This is a genomic window from Hydrogenophaga aquatica, from assembly GCF_054780915.1.
Genome location: NZ_BAAGVK010000005.1, coordinates 1 through 25,694 on the forward strand (window position 1 = coordinate 1; position 25,694 = coordinate 25,694).

A 25,694-nucleotide genomic window follows, 5' to 3' on the forward strand; every position below is an offset into this window, starting at 1 on the left:
GAGACCGTCAAGGAAGTGATGCTGGAGCTGGCCAAGCTGCGCAAGTAAGCCGCCGCACCTCTCCCCGGGGCGGTCCGTCGGGCACCCCGGGGGAGTTCAACCAGGGCTGGGACTGCGACTTCATGTTTGATGCGTGGTGCTCCGGTCGAAGACCCCGAACTTTCAACGTCATTGACGAATTCAACCGCGCGGCACGCGCATCGAGGCCAGTACCAGCCTGCCTGCTGCTCGCGTCATTCCGGCCGGGTTCACCCCGACGCCGTTTCCGTTCCGAACATCGCCGCCAGATGAGCCTCGGCGCGCTCAAGCATGAAGTAGCGAAAGGCCTCGGCCGCCGGCGACAGCATCTTGGCCGCGGCGGTCACCAGGTGCCAGCGCCGCATCAGCGGCAGGCCCTCCACAGGCGGTGCGGCAAGCAAGCCGTTTTGCCACTCGAGTCCAATGGTGTGCAGCGACACCAGGCTCACGCCCAGGCCGGCGATCACCGCCTGCTTGATGGCCTCGTCGCTGGCAATCTCCATGATGAACATGGGCTCGAGATGATGCGCAGCCAGGTACTCCTCCAGTGCCGCGCGCGTCCCAGAACCTGGCTCGCGCACGATGAAACCCTCGCGTACCAGCGCGGCGGCAGGCACGCCTTCGCTCTGCGCGAAAGGATGGTTCGACGCCGTCACCAGCACATGCGGATGCATCGCGAAGGGCTCGGCACGGTTGGGCCAGTCCTTGGGCGCTCTGCCCATGACCGACATGTCCACCTCGTTGGCCTGCATCAGCGCCACCAGCTGCTCGCGGTTGCCTAAGCGCAGCCGCACTTCGACGCTGGGGTGCTCCGCATGGAAGCGCGCCAGCAACTGGGGCAGAAAGTACTTGGCCGCGCTGACCATGCCTATCGTCAGCACACCTGATTCCACACCCCTGAAGCGCGCCATCGCGTCCTCGGCCTCCTTGAGCGTGCCCAGCAGACGCCGGGCGTAGACGAGGAAGTACTCACCGGCAGTGGACAGCGAGAGCTGGCGGCCAACGCGATCGAACAGTGGCAGACCCACCTGCGTCTCGATCTCCTTGATCGACATCGACACCGCTGGCGGCGTGAGGTGCAGTGCTTCTGCGGCTCGCAGCACGCTGCCCCGACGCGCGACTTCGGCGAACACCCTCAGCTGGCGGAACGTGACGTTCATGACTAAGAAATAACTTATTCGAAATAGAAGTTTATTTGACTTTACCTTATTCACCCGAGTCCCTACAGTCCCTCCATCAACTCACCACCACGCTTGGGGGCCGCTGTGAAATCACCCGTCGAAAGCCCGGTTATCACCAACACCGCCCAAGTGCCTCATCAGAAGAAACGCTGCAGCGCTGGCGTTCCAAAGCCTCGTCAGACAGGCTACTGGCAGCCCAGGGCCTGCGTCTGGCCTTTGAAGATTCGGGCAAAGGTCTCAAGGCGGCCATGGCAACCGACATCCTGACCATCGAGACGCCGAACGCATTCACCGCGCATCACGACTTCGCGGGTGCGCTGCGCGTTCTGCCCAGCCTCGAAGGCGGCACCGTGGCCGGCTGACGAGGCCTTAGAGCGCAAAGGCGAAGCGCGTTCGGCAGCGTCTTGCCACACCGGGGGCTGCTCCATGAACCTGTTCGTTTCCCTCAAATACCTGGTCGCTTTGGCCGATCATCAACATTTCGGCCGAGCAGCGCTGGCCTGTTGCGTAACTCAGCCGGCCTTGTCCAATGCGCTCAGGGCACTCGAGGAAAGCTTCGGCACGGCGATCGTCAAGCGCGGCCGAAGCTTCGCTGGCTTCACGACCGAGGGCGAACGCGTACTCGCCAGCGCCCGGCGCATATTGCGGGAACATGAGCTGCTGCAGCAGGACCTGCACAGCGGCGCTGGCTACCCCAAGGGCCATCTGCTGATCGGCGCGGTGCCCACCGCCATGCCGATTGCGGCACGGTTCGCGGCCATGCTGCGGGACCGCCATCCGGGCATCATTCCCACTGTGCGCTCGATGAGTTCGGTCGAGCTGGAAACAGGACTGGAAAGTCTGGCGCTCGACATGGGACTGGGCTACACGGAGCGGGCAGACGCCAACCGTTCGCAACTTCGACTGGTGCCGCAGTACACGGAGCATTATTTTCTGCTTCGCAAGGCGGCCTCTCCAGCAGAACAGGCCCTCCAGATCGGGCCTCAGATCACCTGGGGCGAGGCTGCAGCCCTGCCGCTGTGTCTTTTGAGCGCCGAGATGCACAACCGCACCATCGTCGACCGGGCGTTCGCCATGGCCGGTGCGCGTCCAAGCCCTGCGATCGAAACCAACTCGATCCTCACCTTGGCGTTGAGCGTGGTGGCCGGCCGGGTATGCAGCATCATGCCAGGCGCACTCGTAGGCGCTGTGCGAAGCTACGGCGGGCTTGAAGCCCTGCCCCTGGCAAGTCCGCAAGTCGAGGTTCCGATTGCATTTATGGCGCACCACACGGCCCGCCCTCCTCGGACGCTCCAGGCAGCCCTGGCCTTCGCCCAGGAGCCGGATTGGCGGCACCATGCCGCGCAGCATTCGGGCCTGCTGGCGTCTGGTCTTGAGCATCCGCCCCAAGGCAAGCCCTGATTCCGCGATTGCATCGAGCCATTCGCCGAATAAATTGGACCGGCCCCGCGGCCCTCACACATACTTTTTCCCAGACACCGTCTGACCGGTGCGATCTTGAAGGAGACATGTATGTCAGCTGTATTGGACGGGTCTGGGCTCATCACCGGGAATACCGGCTGGCTGGACAAGGAACGAACGATTGCCGGCCCGGGATTCAACCGCTGGCTGGTGCCACCAGCCGCCTTGGCGATTCACCTTTGCATCGGCATGGCATATGGCTTTTCCGTGTTTTGGCTGCCCTTGTCCAGAGCCATAGGCATGAGCGCGCCGCAGACCTGCCCCAAGGACATGAGTCTGCTGGCCGAACTCTTCACAACCACCTGCGACTGGCGCATCGCGAGCATGGGATGGATGTACACGCTGTTCTTTGTGCTGCTCGGCTCATCGGCGGCACTTTGGGGCGGCTGGCTGGAACGTGCGGGCCCGCGCAAGGCCGGGGTGGTGTCGGCACTGTGCTGGTGTGGCGGCCTCCTGATCTCGGCCCTCGGCGTCTACACACACCAACTCTGGCTGATGTGGCTGGGTTCCGGCGTCATCGGCGGCATCGGTCTAGGGCTGGGCTACATCTCGCCAGTGTCGACCTTGATCAAGTGGTTCCCCGACAAGCGCGGCATGGCCACCGGAATGGCCATCATGGGCTTCGGCGGCGGTGCGATGATAGGCTCGCCGCTGGCCACCGAACTGATGGAACTCTTCGCATCCTCGACCAGTGTCGGCGTGCTTCAGACTTTCCTGGCGATGGCGGCGATCTACTTCGCCTTCATGATGGGCGGCGCGCTTGGCTATCGCATTCCCCCCAGCGGCTGGAAGCCCGAGCGGTGGACGCTGCCGCCGGCGTCGAGCAACACCATGATCACGCCGCACCACGTGCACGTGAAGAAGGTCTGGCACATTCCTCAGTTCTGGCTGGTCTGGATGGTGCTGTGCATGAATGTCAGCGCCGGTATCGGCGTGATCGGCATGTCCAGTCCCATGCTGCAGGAGGTGTTCGGCGGCAATCTGATCGGCGTCTCCAAGAGCTTTGGCGAGCTCGACACGGACCAGCTCGCTGCGATCGCGGGTGTGGCCGCTGGCTTCACGGCACTGCTGAGCCTGTTCAACATCGGCGGCCGTTTCGTCTGGGCCAGCCTCTCGGACAAGCTCGGCCGCAAGCTGACCTATGTGACCTTCTTCCTGCTCGGCGGCTTGCTGTACGCCAGCATTCCGGCCAGCGCTGCAGCTGGCAGCAAACTGTTGTTCGTGGCCTCGTTCTGCATCATCCTCAGCATGTATGGAGGGGGCTTCGCCACCGTGCCGGCCTACCTAGCCGACCTGTTCGGCACTCAGAATGTCGGCGCCATCCATGGTCGGCTGCTCACAGCCTGGGCCACGGCCGGGATCATCGGGCCGGTGGTCGTCAACTACATGCGCGAGTACCAGATCGGCCTGGGCATCCCGCGCGAGCAGGTCTACAACCAGACCATGTACATCTTGACGGGCTTCCTGGTGGTCGGGTTGATCTGCAACCTCATGATCCGCCCAGTTGCCGACAAGTGGTTCATGACGCCAGCGGAGCTCGCCGAGGAAAAGCGCTTAGCCCATGACCGCGCCATCGCGAACGAGGTGGGCAGTGGTCCGGGTTCGGGCGGCAATACACCGTTGGCGGTGGTGGTCCTGGCCTGGGCTGCGGTAATCATCCCACTGAGCTGGGGCATTTATCGCACCCTGCTGAGCGTTCTGAAATTCTTCAACTGAGATTCCTCCGCATCGAAGCGAACAGGCGAGTGAAACCAGAAGTTCTCGTCGTCAGGAATGTCTTTGATGTGCAGTCAAAAAGGTCGCACTGCCTGAAAGCCAACCTGCCATCCACCCAGGGGGATGGTTTATGTTGGATCAGATGTTGGGGTTTGCAGCCCTCAAAGAAAAAACCCCAAGTGACTTAATCACTTGGGGTCTATCTTGGCGGAGCGAGAGGGATTCGAACCCTCGATGCGACTCTACATCGCATACTCCCTTAGCAGGGGAGCACCTTCGGCCACTCGGTCATCGCTCCGGAACGCAATATTATGCCTCAACTCGAGGCGATTCTCCGGTCTCAGGCCAAAGAATCTGCGGGCTGGTCCAGATCGAATTCGCGGTGCAGCGCACGAACAGCCAGTTCCATGTACTTCTCGTCGATCACGACGGAGGTCTTGATCTCGGAGGTGGAGATCATCTGGATGTTGATGCCCTCTTCGCTCAGGCAGCGGAACATGCGGCTGGCCACGCCAACGTGGCTGCGCATGCCGATGCCCACGATGCTGACCTTGCAGATCTTGGCATCGCCCAGCACCTCAGCGGCACCCAGCTTGGGTGCCACGGTACCCTTGAGCAGGTCCAGCGTCTTGGCCAGGTCGTTGCGGTGCACGGTGAAGCTGAAGTCGGTCTTGCCGTCCTTGCTGATGTTCTGGATGATCACGTCCACTTCAACGTTGGCATCGGCCACAGCGCCCAGGATCTGGTACGCAATGCCCGGGGTGTCCGGCACGCCCAGCACGGTGACCTTGGCTTCGTCGCGGTTGAAAGCAATGCCGGAAACAACGGCTTGTTCCATGGTGTCGTCTTCCTCAAAAGTGATCAGGGTGCCCGACTGGGCTTCTTCGTTCAGGTCGATGTCCCAGGGGGTGAAGCTGGACAGCACGCGGATGGGCACGCGGTATTTGCCGGCGAATTCCACGGAACGGATCTGCAGCACCTTCGAGCCCATGCTGGCCATCTCCAGCATCTCTTCAAAGCTGACGCGCTCCAGGCGGCGAGCCTCGGGCACCACGCGCGGGTCAGTCGTGTACACGCCGTCCACGTCGGTGTAGATCAGGCATTCGGCGGCCTTGATGGCGGCTGCCACGGCCACGGCGGAGGTGTCGGAGCCGCCACGGCCCAAGGTCGTCACGTTGCCACCTTCGTCCACACCCTGGAAGCCGGTGATGATGACAACCTTGCCAGCATCCAGATCGGCCTTGACCTTCTTGTCATCGATCGACTCGATGCGGGCCTTGGTGTAGGCGCTGTTGGTGCGGATGGGCACCTGCCAGCCGGAGTAGCTCACCGCCTCCAGGCCTTCGGCCTGCAGGGCAATGGCCAACAGCGCGGACGAGGCCTGCTCACCCGTTGCGGCGAGTTGATCGAGTTCGCGGCCATAGGCATCGCCAGGCTTGCCCGGGGCCAACTCCTTGGCCAAGGCCAGCAGCCGGTTGGTCTCGCCGCTCATGGCGCTGGGAACCACCACCATCTGGTGGCCCGCGCGGTGCCACTTGGCCACGCGCTTGGCGACGTTGCGGATGCGCTCCGTGGAGCCCATGCTCGTGCCGCCGTATTTGTGAACAATCAAAGCCATCGTGAAACGGGAAAGAAGGCGCCAGCGGGAGAATGTGTTGCGTTGCCGGCAGTAAGGCGCAAAACCTGGGGATTATACCTAGGGGTTGTAGCGCAACACCTGCCCGTCACGAACCACGTGCCCCGCAGCCACCTTCAGGCGCAGACGGTGACCGCGTGTGGTGCACGTGCTCACCTGGTCGAGCAGTTCGTTGAGCTGCGCTTCGCTCGGCACGGCCTGCCAGCCCTCCTGCAGCCAGTGACGAAGCACGTTGGCCTGTCGTTCGCGGCTGAGGCTCTGCAAGCGGCGGATCACCGGGGGATCGCCCACCGCCTGCAAATCCTGCTGCGCCACATCCTGCAAAACCTTCATGGCCTGCGCTGCCAGTCGCGCGCTTCGAGAGAAGGTTTCCAGGCTGGTCGGGAATGCCTGCAGCAGTGGCGGCAGCACGCGAGCTCGAATGCGGTTCCGCGTATAGCGTTCGTCAACGTTGGTGGGGTCGTTCAGGTAGGGCACCCCCTGCGCCTCCAACTGCTCGCGCAGCACCCGGCCATCCGTCTGCAGCAATGGGCGGCCGAAGCGCACGCCGTGGCGCTCCATCACCTCGGGCATGCCTGCCAAGCCTGCCACGCCTCCGCCGCGCGTCAAGGCCAGAAGCACCGTCTCCACCTGGTCTTGCGCGTGCTGACCCAGCAACACACATGCCGCACCATGTGCATGGGCCATGCGTGCCAGGGCCGCGTAACGGGCCTGGCGGGCGGCGTCCTCGGGGCTCTGGCCGGCGCTGTGCCCCGCCTGCACGCGGTCCACGTGCAGCGGCACGCCCAGCGCGGCGCACGTCTGCCCGGCATGCGCCACAAAGCCATCTGCGGCGGCCTGCAAACCGTGGTGAACATGAAACGCCTGTACCCGGCCAGGCCACAGTGCGTGAGCCGCCAGCAACAAGGCGGTGGAGTCGGCGCCACCGCTGTAGGCCACGGCCCAGGGGTGGTGCAGGCCCGTCACGGGCAAGGGCTGGCGCGCCGCCCAGCTCCGCAGCGCCGCTTCGCAGGCGCTCCCCGGGCCGGACTTGCGGGCCATGCCAGAGGCTGCCGGGTCAGACCCGGCGGCCGTCGGCCTTGGTGTCGGTGAAGCGGCCGTAACTGTTCAGCCGCTCGTGGCGGCGCTCGAGCAGCTCCTTCACCTTCAGGTCGGCCACCTGGCGGTAGGCGTCGTTGAGGGCGCGCTTCAGGTAGGCGGCCATCTGCTTGTGGTCGCGGTGTGCACCGCCCACCGGCTCGTTCACGATCTTGTCCACCAGCCCCAGCGCCTTCAGGCGGTGGGCGGTGATGCCCAGCGCCTCGGCGGCGTCGGCCGCGCGCTCGCTGGTCTTCCACAGGATGGAAGCGCAGCCCTCGGGGCTGATGACGGAATACACGGAGTACTGCAGCATCAGCACCTGGTCGGCCACGGAGATGGCCAGGGCGCCGCCCGAACCGCCTTCACCGATGATGGTGGAGATAATGGGCACTTCCAGCTGCGCCATCTCGAAGATGTTGCGGCCGATCGCTTCGGACTGACCGCGCTCCTCGGCGTCGATGCCGGGATAGGCGCCGGGGGTGTCCACGAAGGTGAACACGGGCAGCTTGAACTTCTCTGCCAGCTTCATCAGCCGCAGGGCCTTGCGGTAGCCTTCGGGGCGCGTCATGCCGAAGTTGCGCACGGTGCGCTCCTTGGTGTCGCGGCCCTTCTGGTGGCCCAGCACCATGCAGGGCTGGCCATTGAAGCGCGCCAGCCCGCCCACGATGCTCTGGTCGTCCGAAAAATGGCGGTCGCCATGCAACTCCACGAAATGCGTGAAGATCTCGTTGACGTAGTCCAGCGTGTAGGGTCGGTCGCTGTGGCGGGCGATCTTGGTCACCTGCCAGGGCGTCAGGCTGCTGTAGATGTCCTTGGTGAGCTGCAGGCTCTTCTTGCTGAGCTGGTCGATCTCTTCGGTGATGTCTACCGCCGATTCAGACTGCACGTAACGCAGTTCTTCGATCTTGGTTTCCAGCTCCGCGATGGGTTGCTCGAAATCCAGAAAATTCTTTTTGGCCAAGGTGATACTCCTGTGGTCTTTATGGGGCGCGGGTGGGGGCGGCAGGGAACGGGCAGGCCGTCAATAGGCCACCGGCACCGGGTCCAACGAGCGCCAAATATACCAAGTCGCGACGCTGCAGTAAGGTGCCCAGGCGGCGGCCACTTCCCGCGCGTCGCTGCGGCTGACCGGGTCGCCCGAGAAATAGCTCTGGCTGATGCCCCGGATCAGGCCGACGTCGTCGAGCGGCAGCACGTTGGGGCGCATCAGGTAGAAGATGAGGAACATCTCTGCCGTCCAGCGGCCGATGCCCCGTATGGCCACCAACTGCTTGATGATGGCCTCGTCGTCCATCCCTTGCCACTCTTCCGGGCGCAGGATGCCGTTGTCGAAATGCAGTGCCAGGTCCACCAGGTACTCGACCTTGCGGGCACTCAGGCCGGCGGCACGCATGTCGTCCACCTTCAGGCGCAGCAGTTGGGCGGGGGCCATCTCGGGCAGGAGCTGCTCGAAACGGTCCCACACGGCCTGCGCCGCCTTCACGGAAATCTGCTGCCCCACCACGCTGCGCGCCAGGGTGGTGAAAGGGTCGCCGCGCGAGGACAGGCAGACGTTGGGGAACTGCGGGATGAGCTTGTTCATCACGCGGTCGCGCTGCATCAGGTGCTGGCAAGCGTCCTCCCAGTAGGCGGGTGCCTGCTGGGCGTCGGCCGTTCGCGCCCGCTTCGCGTTGGGTTTGGAAGCCATTGCGCCCTTACACCCGTTCCCAGGCCGTGCCCTGCGGGCCGTCCTTGAGTGCCACGCCCTGCGCCAGCAGTTCCTGGCGGATGCGGTCGGCCTCGGCAAAGTTCTTGGCGGCCTTGGCAGCGGCACGCGCGGCAATCATGCCCTGAATGGCCGCTTCATCCAGCCCGTCGGCGGCCCCGCCACCCTGCAGAAATGCCTTGGGTTCTTCCTGCAACAGGCCCAGCGTGGCGCCCAGCGCCTTGAGCAGCCCGGCCAGTTCACCCGAACGGCTGCGGTTGACTTCGCCCGCCAGATCGAACAGCACGGCCACGGCTTCGGGTGTGCCGAAGTCGTCGTCCATGGCGGCTTTGAAGCGTGCTGCGTGGGGCTCCGCCCAGTCGATCGCCACGTCCTGCGCGGGCACGGCGTCCAGCGCGGTGTACAGGCGCTTGAGCGACGCGCGCGCATCGTCCAGGTGAGCGTCGCTGTAGTTCAACGGGCTGCGGTAATGCGCCCGCAGGATGAAGAAGCGCACGGTTTCGGCGTCGTACTTCTCCAGCACCTCGCGAATGGTGAAGAAATTGCCCAGGCTCTTGGACATCTTCTCGTTGTCCACGCGCACGAAGCCGTTGTGCATCCACACGCTCGCCAGGGGCTTGCCCGTGGCGCCTTCGCTCTGGGCGATCTCGTTCTCATGGTGCGGGAACTGCAGGTCCGCGCCGCCGCCGTGGATGTCGAAGCTCTCACCCAGCATCTCGCAGCTCATGGCCGAACATTCAATATGCCAGCCCGGGCGACCCAGGCCGTAGGCGCCGTCCCACTTGGCTTCGTCTGGCTCGCTCGCCTTGGCGGCTTTCCACAGCACGAAGTCCAGCGGGTCGCGTTTGTCGTCGGCCACGGCCACACGCTCACCGGCGCGCAGTTCGTCCAGGCTCTTGCCCGAAAGCTTGCCGTAACCCGCAAAGTCGCGCACCGCGAAGTTCACGTCACCGTTGGCGGCCTTGTAGGCCAGACCCTTCTTCTCCAGTTGCCCGATCAGATTGAGCATCTGCGGAACGAATTCGGTGGCGCGCGGCTCGAAGGTGGGCCGCTCAATCTTGAGAGCGTCCGCGTCCTGGTGCAGGGCGTCAACCATGCGGTCGGTCAGCGAGCGGATGGTCTCGCCGTTCTTGAGCGCACGGGCAATGATCTTGTCGTCGATGTCGGTCACATTGCGCACGTAGGTGACGCGGTAGCCGCTGGCCTTGAGCCAGCGCTGCACCACGTCGAACGCCACCATGGAACGGGCATGGCCCAGGTGGCACAGGTCGTACACGGTCATGCCGCACACATACATGCGCACGTGGCCCGGCTCCAGGGGCGTGAACGCGTCCACGCGGCGCGTGAGGGAGTTGTAAATGCGCAAAGTCATCGGAACAAACAGGGGCCGCAGCCCCTCAGATACAATCTTTTGCAGTATATCGGCGTGCCGTCCAGGGGACCCTGGAGCACCCTGCCAGCGTTGCCGGAGGTCGCGTATTGTGCCCGTTTGTTGCGACCACCACAGAAACCCGCTGAGGTCACCATGCCCCTTCCCCTGACACTGGGTGCCAACACCCCACCTCATTCGTTCTGGCGCGCCCACATTGTGCGCCTGGCTTGCGCGGCTGCGCTGCTGTGCGCCGCTGGCGTACAAGCCCAGGAGGCCCCCTACCAGGAAGTGAACCGGCTGCTGCAGGCCGGTGAACTCGCTCTGGCCCGCAAGATGGCCGAGGACTACCTGGGCACCAAGCCCAACGATCCACAGATGCGCTTCCTGCACGGCGTGATCCAGACCCAGCAGGGGCAGGACGACGCCGCTCTGGACACCTTCATGGCCATCACGCGCGACTACCCCGAACTGCCCGAGCCCTACAACAACCTGGCAGTGCTGCACGCTGCCGCCAACCGGCTGGACCAGGCCCGAGAGGCGCTTGAAATGGCCGTGCGCCTGAACCCGGCCTACGCCATCGCCCACCAGAACCTGGGTGACGTGTTCGCCCGGATGGCCCTGCGCTCGTACGGCGAGGCGCTGAAGCTCAACCCCGCCAACGGCACTCTGCGCCCCAAGGTGCAGGCGCTGGACGCCGTGCTGACCACACGCCCCGCGCAGTGACCCTCATACCTACTCCATGAAACGACGCACCCTCGCCTCCCTCCTTGCCGCCGCCAGCCTGCTGGCGGTGTCGCCGCTGCAAGCCCAGCCCGTCCCGCGCGTGAAACTCGACACATCCCTCGGCGCCATCGTCCTGGAACTGGACTCGGCCAAGGCACCGAAGACCGTCGCCAACTTCATCGACTATGTCAAGAGCGGCCACTACGACGGCACCGTTTTCCACCGGGTGATCAGCGACTTCATGATCCAGGGCGGCGGCTTCACCGCCGACATGCAGCAAAAGCCCACCAAGGCGCCCATTCCCCTGGAAGCCAGCAACGGCCTGAAGAACGACCGCGGCACCATCGCCATGGCCCGCACCGGCAACCCGAACTCGGCCACCAGCCAGTTCTTCATCAACGTGGTCGACAACGCGGGCCTCAACGCCCCCCGGCCAGACGGCCACGGCTATGCGGTCTTCGGCAAGGTCATCACTGGCATGGACGTGGTGGACAAGATCCGCGCCGTGCCCACTGGCAGCCGTGGCATGCACCGTGACGTGCCCGCCACTCCCATCACCATCCTCAAAGCCACATTGGAGAACTGAACATGGCCAACCCGAAAGTCGAACTGCACATCGCCGGCCACGGCGTCATCACCCTGGAGCTGGACGCTGAAAAAGCTCCCAAGTCCACCGAGAACTTCCTGGCCTACGTGGCCAGCGGCCACTACGACAACACGATCTTCCACCGCGTGATCGACGGCTTCATGATCCAGGGCGGCGGCTTCGAGCCCGGCATGACGCAAAAGCCCACCCGCGAGCCCATCGAGAACGAGGCCAACAACGGCCTGAAGAACGACAAATACACCATCGCCATGGCGCGCACGCAGGCGCCCCACTCCGCCACGGCACAGTTCTTCATCAACGTAGCCGACAACGGTTTCCTCAACCACACCGCACCCTCTCTGCAGGGCTGGGGCTATGCCGTGTTCGGCAAGGTCGTGGGCGGCACCGAGATCGTCGACACCCTGCGTGGCGTGAAGACTGGCCGCAAGGGCTTCCATGACGACGTGCCCGTCACCGACGTGGTGATCGAAAAGGCCGTTGCTGTCTGACGTGACAGAACCAGGCTGGGGCATTCTGCAGGCCGCGCCACACTGGCGCGCCGTGGAATGCATCGCCGACCTGCATCTGCAGGCTGGCGACCCGGCCACCTTCGACGCCTGGCGGCGCTACCTGCGCCAAGCCGACTGCGACGCCCTGTTCATCCTGGGCGACCTGTTCGAGGTCTGGGTGGGTGACGATGTGCTCGACACCCAGGACGAGAACCCCGACCACCTGTTTGCCCGCGCCTGCTGCGATGCCCTGCGCGAATGCGCACACCGGCTGCCCGTGTACGTGATGCGCGGCAACCGCGACTTTCTGCTGGGCGAAGGCTTTGCTGCGCAAGCTGGCGCCCGCCTTCTGCACGACCCCACCCTGCTGGACTGGCGCACCCACCGCTGGCTGCTCAGCCACGGTGACGCCTGGTGCCTGGACGACCGGGACTACATGCGCTTCCGCGACGAAGTGCGAACCCCGGCCTGGCAGCAGGCCTTCCTGGCGCGGCCTCTGGCCGAGCGCGAGGCCGTCGGCCGCCAGTTGCGCGCCCAGAGCGAAGCCCGCAAGCGGGAGAGCCGCGAGCCCGGCAACACCATCACCTACGCGGACGTGGACAAGCCCACCGCCGAACACTGGCTGCGAGCCGCCGACGCTCAGGCGCTGGTCCACGGCCACACACACCGGCCAGCCGAGCACGCGCTGAGCGGCGGCCGCCAGCGGCTGGTACTGAGCGACTGGGACGTGCAAGCCACGCCGCCCCGTGCACAGGCGCTTCGCCTGCATGCCGATGGCCGCTGGGAACGGCGGCCCTGGAACGCATGAGCACCTCGCGCTGGTGGCGGCACCTGCGCCAGTCACTGCGCCGCTGGCTGGGCGGCAAACCCGACATCCCCGACAGCCTTTGGCAGAAGGTGTGGCAACACCATCCTTTCCTGCACCACCTGGACGCCAGCGAGCAGGTACGCTTGCGCGAACTCTGCCAAGGCTTTCTGGCCAGCAAGGAATTCAATGGTGCGCATGGCGTGCGCATCAGCGACGTCATGGCCCTCACGATTGCGCTGCAGGCCTGCGTGCTGTTGCTGCACTGGGGCGAACAGGCGCTGGCCTGGTACGACGACTTCGTCGGCATCGTGGTCCACCCGAACGAAATGTGGGCGCCACGCGAGGTGATGGACGAGGCCGGTGTGGTGCACCACTACCGTGAAGCCCTGCTGGGCGAAGCCATGGAGGGTGGCCCCGTGACCCTGGCCTGGTCCAGCGTGGCCAGTGCCGCTGACGAGGCTTCCAGGGGCCACAACCTTGTGATCCATGAATTCGCCCACAAGCTGGACATGCGTGGCAAGTCACATGGGCAGCCACCGGACGGCTGCCCGCCCCTGCCCAGGGGATTCATGGGGCACACACAGGCAGGCAACGCGCGGCGCCATTGGCGCCAGACGCTGCACGCAGCGCATGAACGCCACCGCCAGCGGGTGGAGATGAACGAGCGCTTTGGCGCCGAGCCGCCGTGGCTGGACAGCTACGGCGCCCACTCGCCCAGCGAGTTCTTTGCGGTGGCCTGCGAGGCCTACTTCGTCAATCGCGCCTGCTTCGAAGCGGAATGGCCGGAGGTCTGCGCCCTGTTCGACGCCTTCTTCCGGCCTGGCAACAGACTCAGCGCTTGAGCAGCCCCTTGAGAACGGCCTGCAACCGGCGTGCGGTGGCGGCGTCGTGCGGTGCCGCCAGCACCTTGGCAACATCCTGCACCCAGGTTTCGGCAGGCCCTGCGGCGTGGCGCTGCGTCAGCAACTGCAGCTGCAACATGCGACGCGCACTCAGGTGCTCGGCCGGGGTAGGCACGTCTGCGGCCATTTCCAGGCGCAGCATGCTTTGCGCCACCTGGTCGCCGCCCGCTGCCGCACCCGCCAGGGCCTGCGCCCAGGCAGACCGGGCCGGCGCACCAGCGCGGCCACCCAGTGCCTGCGCCGTGGGCAGTGCCTCGGCATCGCGTTTCTCCCAGGCAGTGAGCAGTTGCGTCAGCACCTCACCATGGGCCTGGGCTGCCAGCTTGCGCAGGGCAGCCTCGGCGTGCTCCAGCGCCTGACGCTGCGCGCGGAAGGCGGCATCGCCCAGCCGCGGGCCACGTGCCTCGGCACCAGGGCGCTCGCCCCAGCGGCCCGAGCCTGGCCGCTCGTCGCGGCGGCCAGGTGCCTTGGCGTCTCGCGCACCAGGCTTGCCACTTGCAGGCACCGGCTTTTGCATGCCAGGGCGGTCGTCACCACGCATGGCCACCAGCTTCTTCGGTGCTGCAGGCGCAGCCGCTGCCTCTGTCCCCGGCTCAGCCGCCGGCTCGGATGTTTCGGGTGCGTGCGCGGCTTCTGCCGGTGCGGCGTCGGCCTGCCCCCGGATGGCGGCCTGCAAGGCATCCATGGCGGCCCGGATCTTTTGCGCGTCGCCGCCAGCACTTGCCGCGTCGAGCGCCTTCGCAGCGTCCAGAACCGCCTTGTCGTGGGTACTCACCGCCGCAGCGGCCTTTTCCCTTTCGCTGGACTTGCGCTCGAAAGCTTCGTCGATCGGCTTGCGGAAGGCCTCCCAGAGCTTTTGCTCCTGTTTGCGATCCAGGGGAACGCTGTGCGCTTCCTGCTGCCAGCGCTGCTGCAGGGCCTTCACGGCATCAATGCGCAGCGCAGGTGCCGCGCCCAGCGCCACGGCCTCGTCGATCAGGGCCTGGCGGCGTTGCAGGCTTTCAGCCTGCGCCGCTTCCAGGCGCACATGCGCAGACTGCATCGCGGCCTTCCACAGCGGTTGCACCTCGGCAAAGAGCTTCTCGCTCAGGTGCCCGGACTGGCGCCAACGCTCGGCAAAGGCATGCAGGTCGCGCGCCTGCGCCTTCCAGTCGCTGCTGGCGGCGTGGGCCTCGGTCCAGGCACGCACTTCCTCGATCAGGGCCAGGCGCTGGCTCTTGTTGGATTCGTTCTGCTGCTTGAGCTTGTCCAGCCACTCTTCGACGACCTTGTGCGCCTGGTTGCAGGCATCGTCGAACTTCTTCCAGAGGGCATGGTTGGGCACACCGCCCTGGTCGGTGGTCTTCCACTGTTCGCGCAGGGCGCGCAGGGTTTCCTGCATCTTGCGTCCGCCCAGTCGCTGCCCGTCAGGCCCCTGCGTCAACGCCACGGCCTTGGCCACCAGTTCCTCGCGCAACTGGTCGGCGCGCCAGCGTTGCCAACCCTCCAGCTCACCCGCCTGGGCCAGCGCGGCCTGTGCCTTGGTATCGAGTTCGGTGCCGATGAGGCGCCCATGGTCCTTCAGGGCCTGGCGCAGGTTGGCAGCGAATTTGGGCAGCACCTTGCTGTGCCCCTGCGCCAGTTCCTTGAGCAGGGGGTCCAGCGCCGCCTGCACGCTCTGGCTGGCCTGGGCCTGGCGGGCAGCCAGCTCAGCCGGATCGATCCCGGCGGGCGCAGCCGCAGACTCACCACGCAACACGCGCAACTCGTCGGCCCACACCGGTACCTCGGGCAGGGGCGCCTGCGGGTCGGCAGCGGCAGCCACGGCCAGTGCCAGCGCGGCGTCAAACGCCTCCCACACCAGCGCAAGCTGCTTGCGCGAGGTGTCGAGCTGCGACGGGAACTTGGGGTCCAGGCTGTCCCAGGCGGGGTCTGCCGCCAGCCGGTCCGCCTGCTCCTGCCAGCCGGCCACGTCCGCACGCAGCCCGTCAAGGGAGGCCTGCGCTTCCTGCCACGACTTGGTGGACAACACCTCGATGCGCTGCGCCAGGAGCACCGCAGCCTCCCGATCCACCTGCACACGGTGCTGCAACTCCTCCAGCGCCTTCATGCGCTCGGCAAGCGCCGCCTTCAGGCCAGCCAGTGGCTCGCGCGACAGCGGAGCGCCCGCCTTGGCGGCGTCACGCTGCCAAGCCATGGCATCGGCCAGGTTCAGGCGCGGCAGGGCCAGCAACGCCTGTGCTTTGGCGGCCCACTCTTCGGCCATGGCGTCCTGCGCCTTGGCGCGTTTGAGTTCGTCCAGCTTTTCCTTGAGCGACTTGGCAGCACCCTTGTCCCGGTGGGAAAGTTCGCGGTACACATCATGCATCGCGTCCAGGGAAGGCTCGCCAGCGAGCCAGTCGCGCAAACGGGAGGCACGCTCACCGGATGTCGGCGCGGTGAAGACACCACCCGTGAGGGCGTCGAGTTGGGGAAGGTCAACCGGCTTGTGCGGGTTCTTGTCTTGGGTGTTCACAACGTCAATGCAGCAATGGGTACGGGCCCCCTGCCGGGGACCAAACACGTATTGTCTCTGTTTTCGGTACAGGCCTGCTTCTCAGCGCGCCCACAGGTCCAGGGGCGGATCGTGGGTCACCGCCCTCAGGATGTCCGAGCGCGACACGTAGCCTTGCACGGTGCCGTCAGCGGTGACCACCGGCAGCCCTGGCAGGCCTGTGTCCAGCAAGGCCACCGCCAGGCGGCGCAGGTCGGTATCGGGCTCCACGCTGGGCACGGGGGAAAACATCCACTCCGTGACGGGCTGCGCCATGCGCGCTCGCCAGACCAGGGGGTTCGCGGCGGGATCGGGCAGACGGTCCGGGCGCATGAAGTCGCCCCACGTCAGCGCGCCGACAAGTCGATTCTGCGGATTCACCACCGGCGCCTGGCTCAGCCCGGACTCCACCAGACGCTGCAACGCCTCCCAAACGGAAAGCGTGTCGGGCAGCAGAACCGGGTCCCGGGTCATCACGTCAGAAACCAGCCGCAGCTGCTGACGGCCCACCACCCCTTGCTGCGTGTCGGCGTAGGCGTGCAAGGCACGCTCGGCAGGCGAGTGCCTGGCCGCGTGGTCCTGGCCCGCGCCCACCTCCGTGGCGTCTGGGCGGTCCAGGTCGGCGCTGACGGCGCGCGCGCGCGCCAGCCGCAGCGACGGAGCCACCTTGCGCAGCTCCTCGAACGGGCCCTGGAACATCTGGCCCGATGTGCCGTAAATAGCGAACATGACGCACCTCCGCTCAAGCTGCGGGGGACAGTCCCCCTTCGTCCGGCAGGAACAATTCCTGCAGATCGCTCAGAAAGTCGAACCCTTTTTCGGTCGGGCGCACGATTTGCAGGTCGCGCTCAATCCAGCCGCGCTGCTGTGCCCGCTCCAATGCCGCGGTGATGGTAGTGACGGGCAAGCCCGTGCGCTCGCTGAAATCGACCAGACGAAAACCATGGCGCAGCCGCAGCGCGTTGAGCATGTATTCAAACGGCAGGTCTGCGCTGGCCACCTCGGTCTCGCTCGCCACGGGCTGACCGGCCAGAGCATTGTCCATGTAAAGCTTGGGTTCACGCCAGCGCACCTGCCGCACGATGCGGTGCGCAAAACTCAGCTTGCCGTGCGCCCCCGCGCCTATTCCCAGGTAGTCGCCAAACTGCCAATAGTTCAGGTTGTGCCAGCAGCGGTGGCCGTCGCGCGCGTAGGCCGACACCTCATAGCGGTGCAGGCCCGCCCCGGCCGTGCGTTCGGTGATGCGGTCCAGCATCTCGTAGGCGGTATCGTCGTCAGGCACCTGGGGCGGGTGCTTGGCGAAATAGGTGTTGGGCTCCAGCGTCAGGTGGTAGACCGACAGATGCGGCGGCGCGTAGCCCAGTGCAAGGTCGAGGTCGCGGTCCAGATCGGCCAGCGTCTGCCCGGGCAGGGCGTACATCAGGTCGATGTTGAAGGTATCGAACGTCTGCGCAGCCTCTTCCACGGCAGCGCGCGCCTGCTGGGCGTCGTGCACCCGGCCGATCACCTTCAGGAAGCGGTCGTCAAAGCTCTGCACGCCAATGCTCAGGCGGGTCACGCCCGCCTGCCGGTATCCCCGGAAGCGGTCCTTCTCGAAGGTGCCCGGGTTGGCTTCCAGCGTGATCTCGGCATCGGCCTCCAACCGCAGCAGCGAACGCACGTCAGACAACAGACGGTCGATGGCGTCTGGCGAGAACAGGCTGGGAGTGCCGCCACCGATGAACACACTGTGCACCGTCCGGCCCCAGATGAGCGGCAGGCTGGCTTCGAGGTCGGCACGCAGCGCGTCCAGGTAGCGCTGCTCGGGCATGGCGCCCCCCTGCCCCGCCGCAGCACCCCACTCATGGGAGTTGAAGTCGCAATAGGGGCATTTCTTCAGGCACCAGGGCAGGTGGATGTAAAGCGACAGGGGCGGCAGCGCAGGCAGCTGCAGGGCACCTGGCCGCTGCCAGCGCAAAACGGTGGTCTGGGTCATGCCCGTGAGAACCAACGCTCGCGCATCAGTTCCAGCATGGCGCGGGCGGCGCGGCCCCGGTGGCTGTTGGCGTTCTTCACTTCCACCGGGAGCTGGGCGAAGGTCTGGCCGAATTCGGGTATCCACATCACCGGGTCGAACCCGAAGCCGTTGCTGCCCACGGGTGCCTCGGCAATGACGCCCGCCACGCGACCGGTGGCCACCAGGGGTTCGGGGTCGTCAGCCGAACGCACGGCCACCAGCGTGCTCACCATGGCGGCACGGCGGTTGGGCTGGCCGCGCAGCTGCTCCAGCAACGCGCGCACGTTGTTGGCATCGCTCTTTTCGTAACCAAAGCGGGTGGCGTAGTAGGCGGTGTCCACCCCAGGCTGGCCGCCAAAGGCATCGACGCACAGCCCGGCATCGTCTGCCAGCGCGGGCAGGCCGCTTTGCGCGCTGGCATGGCGTGCCTTGGCCAAGGCATTCTCAATGAAGGTGCGGTGCGGCTCGGGCGCCTCGGGAATGCCCAGGTCGCCCTGGCGCACCAACTCCACGCCCAGCGGGGCGAACATGGCTTGCAACTCCGCCAGCTTGCCAGCGTTGTTGGATGCGAGCACCAGCTTGTGACCGACCATCCGCCACCTCACTCCACGTCGGCGCCCGCCAGCGCGGCGCGCTGCAGGGCGATCAGTTCGTTGATGCCTTTCTCGGCCAGCAGCAGCAGCTGGTTCATCTCTTCACGGGTGAAGGCCGCACCTTCAGCTGTGCCCTGCACTTCGACGTAGTGCCCGGCACCGGTCATGACCACGTTCATGTCGGTGTCGCAGGCGGAGTCTTCCACATAGTTCAGGTCCAGCACCGGCACGCCGCCCACGATGCCCACCGAGATGGCAGCCACCGGATGCTGCACCGGTGTGCGCTCAATCTTGCCTTCGGCCAGCAACTGGTGCACAGCATCTTGCGCTGCCACGAAGGCCCCCGTGATGGCCGCCGTGCGCGTGCCGCCATCGGCCTGCAACACGTCGCAGTCCAGCGTGATGGTGCGCTCGCCCAGCACGGACAGGTCGAACACGGCACGCAGGGAACGGCCAATAAGGCGCTGAATCTCCTGGGTGCGGCCACTCTGCTTGCCCTTGGCAGCCTCGCGGCTGCTGCGGGTGTGGGTGGCGCGCGGCAGCATGCCGTACTCGGCTGTGACCCAGCCCTCGCCGCTGCCCTTCTTGTGCGGCGGCACCTTTTCCTCGACGGACGCGGTGCACAACACCTTGGTGTGGCCGAACTCCACCAGCACCGAACCTTCGGCGTGCATGGTGTAGTTGCGGGTGATGCGCACGGGGCGCAGGGCATCAGGCAAGCGCCCGTCCGGGCGGGACTGGGCAGTGGTGTTTTCAGCGGTCATGAAGGGGTCAGTCAGCGTGGTTTGCGAGCCGCCGTGCGGCGGATCGCCTCGTTGATCTCGGCAATCGAGCGTTCGATCGCCTCGTCGTCGAAGTCGTCCACCAGATCGCCAGGGGCAACGTTGTGGAACGACGAAGCAAAGGGTTCCTCGCCCAATGCTTCGGTCCGGATCACCTGGGTGGGCTCGAAATCATCCGTCATCTCCCACTCCAGCGCCAGGATAGACACATTGTCGCCGCGCTTGCCGCCCTTGTGCAGCGCGTGCTCGGCCAGCGAGGTCACCGCGTCGCGCAACGCCAGGCCATGCAAGCCCGCACCCACGTCCTCGTCGGACATGACAGCCCACAGGCCGTCGGAGCACAGCAACAGGCGGTCACCCTCCCGCAGGACTTCGGGCCCCAGGACGTCGAAGATCGGCCGGGTTGGTGAACCCAGGCAGGTGAACAGCACGCTGCGGTTCACATTGGGCGGCGCGTGTTTGAACAGGTCGGCGTTCTCCTGGTAGGAGTGGTCGCGCGTGCGCTTGAGCACGTGCCCGCCACGCGTCCAGTACAGGCGCGAATCGCCCGAGTGGATCGCGTGCAGGCAGCCATCCTGCAGGACGGCAGCGACCAGCGTGGTGCGCGGGTTGTCCTGCAGGGCATGTTCTTCCGCGTAGTCGATGATGGCCTGGTTGGCCGCGTAGAGCGCCTTTTCCAGGAAAGCCTGGACATCGTCGAGCCGGGGCTGGGCCTGCGCCACGAAACGCTGAGTGAAGACCTGGACCGCAATCTCGGCCGCTTTTTCGCCCTGCGGATGCCCGCCCATGCCGTCGGCCAGGACCAGCAGCACCGCAGCGCGGGTGTAGGTGTAGCCCAGGCGGTCCTCGTTGATCTCGCGACCGCCCTTGCGGCTGATCTGGTAGACAGAGAACTTCATGTGTCGTGGAAGCTGGAGCGCGGGCGCGCCATGCCCGAATCGTCGCCCCTGCCAATGATGCCGCCCAGCCGCATGCGCAGCTTGTCGGCCAGGCTGGGTTCGGTGTACTGGCGCTCCTCCTCGCGGTTGAGTTCCTTCTGCAAAGCGAACACCGACTGCGGACGGGCCAGCGGATCGGTTGCCATGCACCACTGAACCACCTCGATGAGGCTGTCGGAATACAGGCCGCGCAGCCGGGCCATGGCTGTGGGCAGCCGGTCCTTTTCCACGCGCTGGGGAGCGTCGTGCGGCGGGTAGCCCTGCATGCAGGCGTACATGCAGGCACCCACGGCGTAGATATCGGTCCACGGGCCCATGGCCGAGTTGCGCTTGTACATCTCTGGCGCCGCAAAACCCGGCGTGTACATGGGCCGCACGAAGTTACCCTCGGTGTTGAGCACCTCACGCGCCGCACCAAAATCGATCAGCACGGCCTTGTCGTCGTCCGTGATGAAGATGTTGGCGGGCTTGATGTCCAGATGCAGCATCTTGTGCTGGTGCACGATACGCAGCCCCCGCAGGACTTCGTCGAACAGGGAACGGATGGTGGACTCGCGGAACACTTTCTTGCGCTTGAGTTCACGCGCCACGATGATGTAGTCCTGCAGGGAAGCACCCTCCAGGTAGTTCATCACCATGTAGACGGTCTCGTTCTCGCGGAAGAAGTTGAGCACGCTCACCACCGAAGGGTGCGAGATTTGCGCCAGCGCCCGGCCTTCTTCGAAGAAGCTCTTCAGGCCCAGCCGGTACAGCGAGAGTTTTTCCGGGGGAACGACGGGCAGCAACTCCCCCACTTCGCGAGTGGCCAGGGCCGATGGCAGATACTCTTTGAGCGCAACCTTCTGCCCATCGCTGTCCAGCGCCAGATACACCAGCCCGAAACCCCCTGCGGCGAGCTTGCGGATGATGCGGTAGCCGCCGATCAATGTGTCGGGCGGCAGCGGGGCTGGCTTGGTCTTTGACATAATCGAAGAATTTGCAACCCCAGACAATGTTGCAAACAGACTGCGAGACGTTTGAATGCCAGTTTACAGCATGACCGGCTATGCCACGGCGCAGAGCCAGCCCCCGCAGGGCGAGGCCGCCGTGACACCCGCCGCGCCCGCCCTGGGCATGGAAATCCGGTCGGTCAACAGCCGCTTCCTGGACTTGACCTTCCGCCTGTCCGACGAGTTGCGCCCGGTTGAACCCGCCCTGCGCGAACTCATTGGCGCGCGCATCAAGCGCGGCAAGGTGGAGGTGCGCGCCTGGATCGAAGGCCGGGCCGACAACGCGCTGCGCGCGCCGGGGGTACCGGAACTCCAGAAAATTGCCGCCGTGCAGGACCAGATCCGCGATTGGCTGCCACAAGCACGCGAGCTGTCGGTGGCCGAAGTGATGCAAGCCCTTGGGCGTGCCACGCCCGCTGGCAGCAGCCTGGCCGACGACCTGCTCGCGCTGGCACGGCACACCGTGGAAGAGTTTGCCGCGTCGCGCGAACGCGAAGGCGCCAAGCTGTCCGCCATGCTGCTGGACCGGGTGGCCCAACTGCGCACGCTGGCCAGCCAGGCACAGCCAATGGTGCCCCAGCTGGTGGAGTTGCAACGCCAGCGCTTCCTGGAACGCTGGAACGAGGCCCTGGGTGCAGCCCAGACCGACGCCGCAGCCAGCGCGGCCCAGGAACGCGCCCTGACCGAGGCCACGGCTTTCGCCATCCGCATTGACGTGGCCGAGGAACTCACCCGGCTGCAAGCCCACCTGGACGAGATTGAGCGGCTCATCCACAAAGGCGGCGAAGTGGGCAAGCGCCTGGATTTTTTCATCCAGGAACTGCACCGCGAGGCCAACACCCTGGGCAGCAAATCCTCCAGCCTGGAACTCACCCGGGTGTCGGTGGACATGAAAGTCTTGATAGAACAGATGCGCGAGCAAGTGCAGAACCTTGAGTAACACCATGGACTACCCCGGAAACCTCTACGTCGTAGCCGCACCCAGCGGCACGGGCAAGTCCAGCCTGGTCAAGGCCTTGCTCGAAGTCGATTCCCGCATGGAACTGTCGGTGTCGCACACCACCCGCGCGCCCCGCGGCCAGGAAATGCACGGCCGCGAGTACTACTTCGTGAGCAACGAAGAATTCGACCGCATGGTGGCCAACAACGCCTTTGTGGAATGGGCCAACGTGCACAGCAACCGCTACGGCACGTCGCGCAAGGCGATCGAGGACAAGATCGCCGCCGGCGCCGACATCGTGCTGGAGATCGACTACCAGGGCGCCATCCAGATCAAGCAGCAATTTGCCAACGCCGTGCTCATCTTCATCCTGCCGCCCAGCTGGCCGGAGCTGCGTTCGCGCCTGATGCGCCGTGCCGAGGACTCCGAAGAGACCATCGAGCTGCGCCTGCGCAATGCCGCCGAGGAGGTGGCACACGTCGGGGAATTCGATTTCGTTATAATCAATGAGATGTTCGAGCGTGCGCTTTTCGACCTGAAAGCCATTGCACACGCCCAGCGCCTGAAGGTGGCCGCACAGCGCCGCGCCCGCGCCGACACCTTCCGCGCCCTCAACATCCTTTGATCCCCGAACCGAAAGCACCGCCATGGCACGCATTACCGTTGAAGACTGTCTGGAAAAGATCCCCAACCGCTTCCAGCTCGTGTTGGCTGCCACCTACCGCGCCCGCATGCTGAGCCAGGGCCACACCCCCAAGATCGAGACCAAGAACAAGCCCGGCGTGACCGCCCTGCGCGAAATCGCCGAAGGCAAGGTCGGCCTGGAGATGCTCAAGAAGGTCCCCATCTGAGCCCTGCAGGGTTCCACCCGAAAAGCACCGCAAGCGGTGCTTTTGTTTTTTCGATGGTTCCCATAACTAGAATCAGGGCGGCTTTGTCACCCTTGCTCGCACGGCGGGCGACAAGTCAGGCTAAAGTAAAGGCATGAACGACGACGCCATTTCGGTCCCGGCCCTGAGTCCGGCGCAGGCAGCAGCCAGCGCCGCTGCGGCCAGCTTTGCCGCCCTGGAGGCCAGGCTGGACTACCTCAGTGCGGCCGAAATCGAGCAGGTTCGCCAGGCCTACCGCTTCGCCGACCAGGCCCACCTGGGCCAGATGCGCCGCAACGGCGACCCCTACATCACCCACCCCATCGCGGTGGCACGCATGTGCACCGAGTGGAAGCTCGACGCGCAGGCCCTGTCTGCCGCGCTGATGCACGACGTGATGGAAGACTGCGGCGTCAGCAAGATCGATCTGATCGAACGCTTCGGCGCGCCCGTGGCCGAGCTGGTGGATGGCCTCACCAAGCTCGACAAGCTCGAATTCGACACCCGAGAGCAGAACCAGGCCGAGTCCTTCCGCAAGATGCTGCTGGCCATGGCGCGTGACGTGCGGGTGATCCTCATCAAGCTGGCCGACCGCACGCACAACATGCGTACCATGGGCGACATGCCGCGCGCCAAGTGGGGTCGCATCTCGCGTGAGACGCTGGAGATCTACGCCCCCATCGCCTACCGCCTGGGCCTGAACAACAACTACCGCGAGCTGCAGGACCTGGCCTTCCGCTACCTGCACCCCTGGCGTTACCAGTCGCTCGACAAGGCCCTCAACAAGTCGCGCAACCGCCGCAAGGACCTCATATCCCGCGTGCAGGGCGAGGTGGAGGCCGCTTTCCAGAAGCAGGGCGTGGAAGTGCGCATCGTGGGGCGCGAGAAGACGCTCTACTCCATCTACCGCAAGATGTCGCTCAAGCACCTGTCGTTCGCGCAGGTGACCGACATCTACGGCTTTCGCATCGTGCTGCCCGAGCTGCTGGACTGCTACACGGCCCTGGGCGTGTTGCACCAGTTGTACAAACCGCTGCCGGGCAAGTTCCGCGACTACATTGCCATTCCCAAGATGAACGGCTACCAGTCGCTGCACACCACGCTGGTGGGCCCCTTCGGTACCAACATCGAGTTCCAGCTGCGCACTGCGACCATGGACGTGGTGGCCGAATCGGGCGTGGCGGCCCACTGGCTCTACAAGGCCAGCGACCCCGACAGCCCGGCCTCACAGGACCTCAACGCCCAGTGGCTGCAATCCTTGCTCGACATCCAGCAGGAAACGCACGACGCGGCAGAGTTCTGGGACCACGTCAAGATCGACCTTTTCCCCGACGCGGTGTACGTGTTCACGCCCAAGAGCAAGATCATGGCGATGCCGCGCGGCGCCACGGTAGTGGACTTTGCTTACGCCATCCACAGCGACGTGGGCCACCGGGCCATTGGCGCGAAGGTCAACGGCGAACAGGCCGCCCTGCGCACCGAACTCAACAATGGCGACGTGGTTGAGATCATCACCTCGCCGCACGCCAAGCCCAACCCGAGCTGGCTGGGCTTTGTGCGCACGGGCCGGGCACGCTCCAAGATCCGCCACCACCTCAAGACGCTGGCGCAGGAAGAGTCGCGCGAGCTGGGTGAACGCCTGCTGCGGCAGGCCTTGCGGGCCGAAGGCATTCCCGCCCTGCCCACCGACGACGAAACCCACCAGGCGGTGTGGGACAAGCTGCTGCGCTTCGCGGGCAACCGGTCGCGCGAAGAACTGCTCACCGACATCGGCCTGGGCAAGCGCATCGCGGGCATGATCGGCAAGAAGCTGGCTGCCCTGCTGGCCGAAACCGGCGAAAAACCCGATGTGCTGCTGATCAGCCAGGAACGCTACGCCACCGCGCGGGAAGACCAACCCAGTCAGGGTGTCGTCACACTGGACGGCAGCGAGGGGGTTTCCGTGCAGTACGCCACCTGCTGCCGCCCGATCCCGGGCGACCGCATCGTGGGCTACCTGGGACGCGGCGAGGGCCTGGTCGTGCACACCGACGACTGCCCGGTGGGCAAGAAGCTGCTGCACCGCGACAGCGAGCGTTTCCTGGAAGTGGAATGGGCCGAGGAGCCGGTGCGGCTGTTCGAGTCCACCGTACTGGTGACCGTCAACAACGGCAAGGGCGTGCTGGCCAAGGTGGCCGCAGCGCTGGCTGCCTCGGAAGCCGACATCACCCACGTGCACATGGGCGACGAGGCAGCCCAGGCCACCGCCGACCTGCGCTTTACGGTGGCGGTGCGCGACCGCGTGCACCTGGCACAGGCCCTGAGAACCCTCAAGCGCACGCCTTCGGTCATCCGCGCCCAGCGGGTACGCCCGGCCAAGCCCTGAGCCACTGGCCGCC

Annotated in this window: 24 protein-coding genes and 1 tRNA gene; 11 read left to right on the forward strand and 14 right to left on the reverse strand. The window is 65.6% G+C overall.

Annotation, left to right across the window (positions count from 1 at the left end):
• Nucleotides 1-248: 248 nt before the first annotated feature.
• On the reverse strand, nt 249-1,178 hold the full coding sequence (locus ACYVHH_RS04545; RefSeq protein WP_460563898.1) for a LysR substrate-binding domain-containing protein: 930 nt from the start codon (nt 1,176-1,178) through the stop codon (nt 249-251).
• A 447-nt stretch (nt 1,179-1,625) separates the two neighbouring features.
• Between ACYVHH_RS04545 and ACYVHH_RS04550 the strand changes: the two genes are divergently transcribed.
• Nucleotides 1,626-2,600 (forward strand): LysR family transcriptional regulator, encoded by a 975-nt coding sequence (locus ACYVHH_RS04550; RefSeq protein WP_460563899.1) that lies wholly within the window; start codon nt 1,626-1,628, stop codon nt 2,598-2,600.
• Nucleotides 2,601-2,711: 111 nt separating this feature from the next.
• Nucleotides 2,712-4,376, forward strand: a complete 1,665-nt coding sequence (locus ACYVHH_RS04555) for an OFA family MFS transporter (protein WP_460563900.1) — start codon at nt 2,712-2,714, stop codon at nt 4,374-4,376.
• Nucleotides 4,377-4,581: 205 nt separating this feature from the next.
• Here ACYVHH_RS04555 and ACYVHH_RS04560 read toward each other — a convergent pair.
• The 6 genes from ACYVHH_RS04560 to cysS form a co-directional block, all read right to left on the reverse strand.
• Nucleotides 4,582-4,674: transfer RNA gene (locus tag ACYVHH_RS04560), tRNA-Ser, on the reverse strand.
• A 42-nt stretch (nt 4,675-4,716) separates the two neighbouring features.
• The gene (locus ACYVHH_RS04565; protein ID WP_460563901.1) at nt 4,717-5,994 is read right to left on the reverse strand and encodes an aspartate kinase; all 1,278 of its coding nucleotides are present in this window, start codon (nt 5,992-5,994) and stop codon (nt 4,717-4,719) included.
• Nucleotides 5,995-6,072: 78 nt separating this feature from the next.
• Nucleotides 6,073-7,053 (reverse strand): tRNA lysidine(34) synthetase TilS, encoded by a 981-nt coding sequence (gene tilS, locus ACYVHH_RS04570; RefSeq protein WP_460563902.1) that lies wholly within the window; start codon nt 7,051-7,053, stop codon nt 6,073-6,075.
• 16 nt (nt 7,054-7,069) lie between these two features.
• Nucleotides 7,070-8,053 carry an acetyl-CoA carboxylase carboxyltransferase subunit alpha gene (locus tag ACYVHH_RS04575; protein ID WP_460563903.1) on the reverse strand — a complete coding sequence of 328 codons (984 nt, stop codon included), beginning with the start codon at nt 8,051-8,053 and terminating at the stop codon, nt 7,070-7,072.
• Between the two features lie 60 nt (nt 8,054-8,113).
• Nucleotides 8,114-8,779: a DNA-3-methyladenine glycosylase family protein gene (locus ACYVHH_RS04580; RefSeq protein WP_460563904.1), complete on the reverse strand. Its 666-nt coding sequence runs from the start codon at nt 8,777-8,779 to the stop codon at nt 8,114-8,116.
• A 7-nt stretch (nt 8,780-8,786) separates the two neighbouring features.
• Nucleotides 8,787-10,169: a cysteine--tRNA ligase gene (gene cysS, locus ACYVHH_RS04585; protein ID WP_460563905.1), complete on the reverse strand. Its 1,383-nt coding sequence runs from the start codon at nt 10,167-10,169 to the stop codon at nt 8,787-8,789.
• Nucleotides 10,170-10,322: 153 nt separating this feature from the next.
• Between cysS and ACYVHH_RS04590 the strand changes: the two genes are divergently transcribed.
• Genes ACYVHH_RS04590 through ACYVHH_RS04610 form a run of 5 tightly spaced genes read left to right on the forward strand, consistent with a single transcriptional unit; the run spans nt 10,323 to nt 13,637 of the window.
• A complete protein-coding gene (locus ACYVHH_RS04590) occupies nt 10,323-10,892 on the forward strand; it encodes a tetratricopeptide repeat protein (protein WP_460563906.1) in 570 nt (189 codons plus the stop codon).
• Between the two features lie 16 nt (nt 10,893-10,908).
• Nucleotides 10,909-11,478, forward strand: coding sequence for a peptidylprolyl isomerase (locus ACYVHH_RS04595; RefSeq protein ID WP_460563907.1), 570 nt, complete (start codon nt 10,909-10,911; stop codon nt 11,476-11,478).
• 2 nt (nt 11,479-11,480) lie between these two features.
• Entirely contained in the window at nt 11,481-11,987 is a 507-nt protein-coding gene (locus ACYVHH_RS04600) for a peptidylprolyl isomerase (RefSeq protein ID WP_460563908.1), read from the forward strand.
• Nucleotide 11,988: 1 nt separating this feature from the next.
• A complete protein-coding gene (locus tag ACYVHH_RS04605) occupies nt 11,989-12,795 on the forward strand; it encodes a UDP-2,3-diacylglucosamine diphosphatase (protein WP_460563909.1) in 807 nt (268 codons plus the stop codon).
• A complete protein-coding gene (locus ACYVHH_RS04610; RefSeq protein ID WP_460563910.1) occupies nt 12,792-13,637 on the forward strand; it encodes a M90 family metallopeptidase in 846 nt (281 codons plus the stop codon). The genes ACYVHH_RS04605 and ACYVHH_RS04610 overlap by 4 nt, the downstream gene beginning before the upstream one ends.
• On the opposite strand, the gene ACYVHH_RS04615 is transcribed toward ACYVHH_RS04610, so the two are convergent.
• The 7 genes from ACYVHH_RS04615 to ACYVHH_RS04645 all read right to left on the reverse strand — a co-directional run bounded on the left by ACYVHH_RS04615 (nt 13,627) and on the right by ACYVHH_RS04645 (nt 21,483).
• Nucleotides 13,627-16,191 carry a DUF349 domain-containing protein gene (locus ACYVHH_RS04615; protein WP_460563911.1) on the reverse strand — a complete coding sequence of 855 codons (2,565 nt, stop codon included), beginning with the start codon at nt 16,189-16,191 and terminating at the stop codon, nt 13,627-13,629. The genes ACYVHH_RS04610 and ACYVHH_RS04615 overlap by 11 nt on opposite strands.
• 81 nt (nt 16,192-16,272) lie before the next feature.
• Complete coding sequence (locus ACYVHH_RS04620; RefSeq protein WP_460563912.1) at nt 16,273-16,938, reverse strand: CBS domain-containing protein; 666 nt, start codon at nt 16,936-16,938, stop codon at nt 16,273-16,275.
• A gap of 13 nt (nt 16,939-16,951) precedes the next feature.
• The gene (gene hemW / locus ACYVHH_RS04625) at nt 16,952-18,184 is read right to left on the reverse strand and encodes a radical SAM family heme chaperone HemW (RefSeq protein WP_460563913.1); all 1,233 of its coding nucleotides are present in this window, start codon (nt 18,182-18,184) and stop codon (nt 16,952-16,954) included.
• On the reverse strand, nt 18,181-18,798 hold the full coding sequence (rdgB, locus tag ACYVHH_RS04630) for an RdgB/HAM1 family non-canonical purine NTP pyrophosphatase (RefSeq protein ID WP_460563915.1): 618 nt from the start codon (nt 18,796-18,798) through the stop codon (nt 18,181-18,183). Before rdgB ends, hemW begins: the two co-directional genes overlap by 4 nt.
• Nucleotides 18,799-18,806: 8 nt before the next feature.
• Nucleotides 18,807-19,562, reverse strand: a complete 756-nt coding sequence (rph, locus tag ACYVHH_RS04635; RefSeq protein ID WP_460563916.1) for a ribonuclease PH — start codon at nt 19,560-19,562, stop codon at nt 18,807-18,809.
• A gap of 11 nt (nt 19,563-19,573) precedes the next feature.
• Nucleotides 19,574-20,479, reverse strand: a complete 906-nt coding sequence (locus ACYVHH_RS04640; RefSeq protein WP_460563917.1) for a PP2C family protein-serine/threonine phosphatase — start codon at nt 20,477-20,479, stop codon at nt 19,574-19,576.
• Nucleotides 20,476-21,483: a serine/threonine protein kinase gene (locus ACYVHH_RS04645; protein ID WP_460563918.1), complete on the reverse strand. Its 1,008-nt coding sequence runs from the start codon at nt 21,481-21,483 to the stop codon at nt 20,476-20,478. The genes ACYVHH_RS04640 and ACYVHH_RS04645 overlap by 4 nt, the downstream gene beginning before the upstream one ends.
• Before the next feature lie 55 nt (nt 21,484-21,538).
• Between ACYVHH_RS04645 and ACYVHH_RS04650 the strand changes: the two genes are divergently transcribed.
• The 4 genes from ACYVHH_RS04650 (at nt 21,539) to ACYVHH_RS04665 (ending at nt 25,681) form a co-directional block, all read left to right on the forward strand.
• Complete coding sequence (locus tag ACYVHH_RS04650) at nt 21,539-22,447, forward strand: YicC/YloC family endoribonuclease (protein WP_460563919.1); 909 nt, start codon at nt 21,539-21,541, stop codon at nt 22,445-22,447.
• Nucleotides 22,448-22,451: 4 nt separating this feature from the next.
• Nucleotides 22,452-23,072 carry a guanylate kinase gene (gene gmk / locus ACYVHH_RS04655; protein WP_460563920.1) on the forward strand — a complete coding sequence of 207 codons (621 nt, stop codon included), beginning with the start codon at nt 22,452-22,454 and terminating at the stop codon, nt 23,070-23,072.
• 22 nt (nt 23,073-23,094) lie between these two features.
• Complete coding sequence (gene rpoZ / locus ACYVHH_RS04660; RefSeq protein ID WP_460563921.1) at nt 23,095-23,298, forward strand: DNA-directed RNA polymerase subunit omega; 204 nt, start codon at nt 23,095-23,097, stop codon at nt 23,296-23,298.
• Between the two features lie 133 nt (nt 23,299-23,431).
• Nucleotides 23,432-25,681 carry a RelA/SpoT family protein gene (locus tag ACYVHH_RS04665; protein WP_460563922.1) on the forward strand — a complete coding sequence of 750 codons (2,250 nt, stop codon included), beginning with the start codon at nt 23,432-23,434 and terminating at the stop codon, nt 25,679-25,681.
• The last annotated feature ends 13 nt before the right edge of the window (nt 25,682-25,694 follow it).

Coding starts and splice junctions, on each gene's coding strand:
- ACYVHH_RS04545 (WP_460563898.1), bottom strand. CDS start 1,178: ATGAACGTCACGTTCCGCCAGCTGAGGGTGTTCGCCGAAGTCGCGCGT.
- rdgB (WP_460563915.1), bottom strand. CDS start 18,798: ATGGTCGGTCACAAGCTGGTGCTCGCATCCAACAACGCTGGCAAGCTG.
- rpoZ (WP_460563921.1), top strand. CDS start 23,095: ATGGCACGCATTACCGTTGAAGACTGTCTGGAAAAGATCCCCAACCGC.
- ACYVHH_RS04665 (WP_460563922.1), top strand. CDS start 23,432: ATGAACGACGACGCCATTTCGGTCCCGGCCCTGAGTCCGGCGCAGGCA.
- ACYVHH_RS04565 (WP_460563901.1), bottom strand. CDS start 5,994: ATGGCTTTGATTGTTCACAAATACGGCGGCACGAGCATGGGCTCCACG.
- ACYVHH_RS04620 (WP_460563912.1), bottom strand. CDS start 16,938: ATGTTCGCTATTTACGGCACATCGGGCCAGATGTTCCAGGGCCCGTTC.
- ACYVHH_RS04595 (WP_460563907.1), top strand. CDS start 10,909: ATGAAACGACGCACCCTCGCCTCCCTCCTTGCCGCCGCCAGCCTGCTG.
- hemW (WP_460563913.1), bottom strand. CDS start 18,184: ATGACCCAGACCACCGTTTTGCGCTGGCAGCGGCCAGGTGCCCTGCAG.
- ACYVHH_RS04640 (WP_460563917.1), bottom strand. CDS start 20,479: ATGAAGTTCTCTGTCTACCAGATCAGCCGCAAGGGCGGTCGCGAGATC.
- ACYVHH_RS04555 (WP_460563900.1), top strand. CDS start 2,712: ATGTCAGCTGTATTGGACGGGTCTGGGCTCATCACCGGGAATACCGGC.
- cysS (WP_460563905.1), bottom strand. CDS start 10,169: ATGACTTTGCGCATTTACAACTCCCTCACGCGCCGCGTGGACGCGTTC.
- ACYVHH_RS04650 (WP_460563919.1), top strand. CDS start 21,539: ATGCCAGTTTACAGCATGACCGGCTATGCCACGGCGCAGAGCCAGCCC.
- ACYVHH_RS04645 (WP_460563918.1), bottom strand. CDS start 21,483: ATGTCAAAGACCAAGCCAGCCCCGCTGCCGCCCGACACATTGATCGGC.
- rph (WP_460563916.1), bottom strand. CDS start 19,562: ATGACCGCTGAAAACACCACTGCCCAGTCCCGCCCGGACGGGCGCTTG.
- ACYVHH_RS04550 (WP_460563899.1), top strand. CDS start 1,626: ATGAACCTGTTCGTTTCCCTCAAATACCTGGTCGCTTTGGCCGATCAT.
- gmk (WP_460563920.1), top strand. CDS start 22,452: ATGGACTACCCCGGAAACCTCTACGTCGTAGCCGCACCCAGCGGCACG.
- ACYVHH_RS04590 (WP_460563906.1), top strand. CDS start 10,323: ATGCCCCTTCCCCTGACACTGGGTGCCAACACCCCACCTCATTCGTTC.
- ACYVHH_RS04580 (WP_460563904.1), bottom strand. CDS start 8,779: ATGGCTTCCAAACCCAACGCGAAGCGGGCGCGAACGGCCGACGCCCAG.
- ACYVHH_RS04610 (WP_460563910.1), top strand. CDS start 12,792: ATGAGCACCTCGCGCTGGTGGCGGCACCTGCGCCAGTCACTGCGCCGC.
- tilS (WP_460563902.1), bottom strand. CDS start 7,053: ATGGCCCGCAAGTCCGGCCCGGGGAGCGCCTGCGAAGCGGCGCTGCGG.
- ACYVHH_RS04600 (WP_460563908.1), top strand. CDS start 11,481: ATGGCCAACCCGAAAGTCGAACTGCACATCGCCGGCCACGGCGTCATC.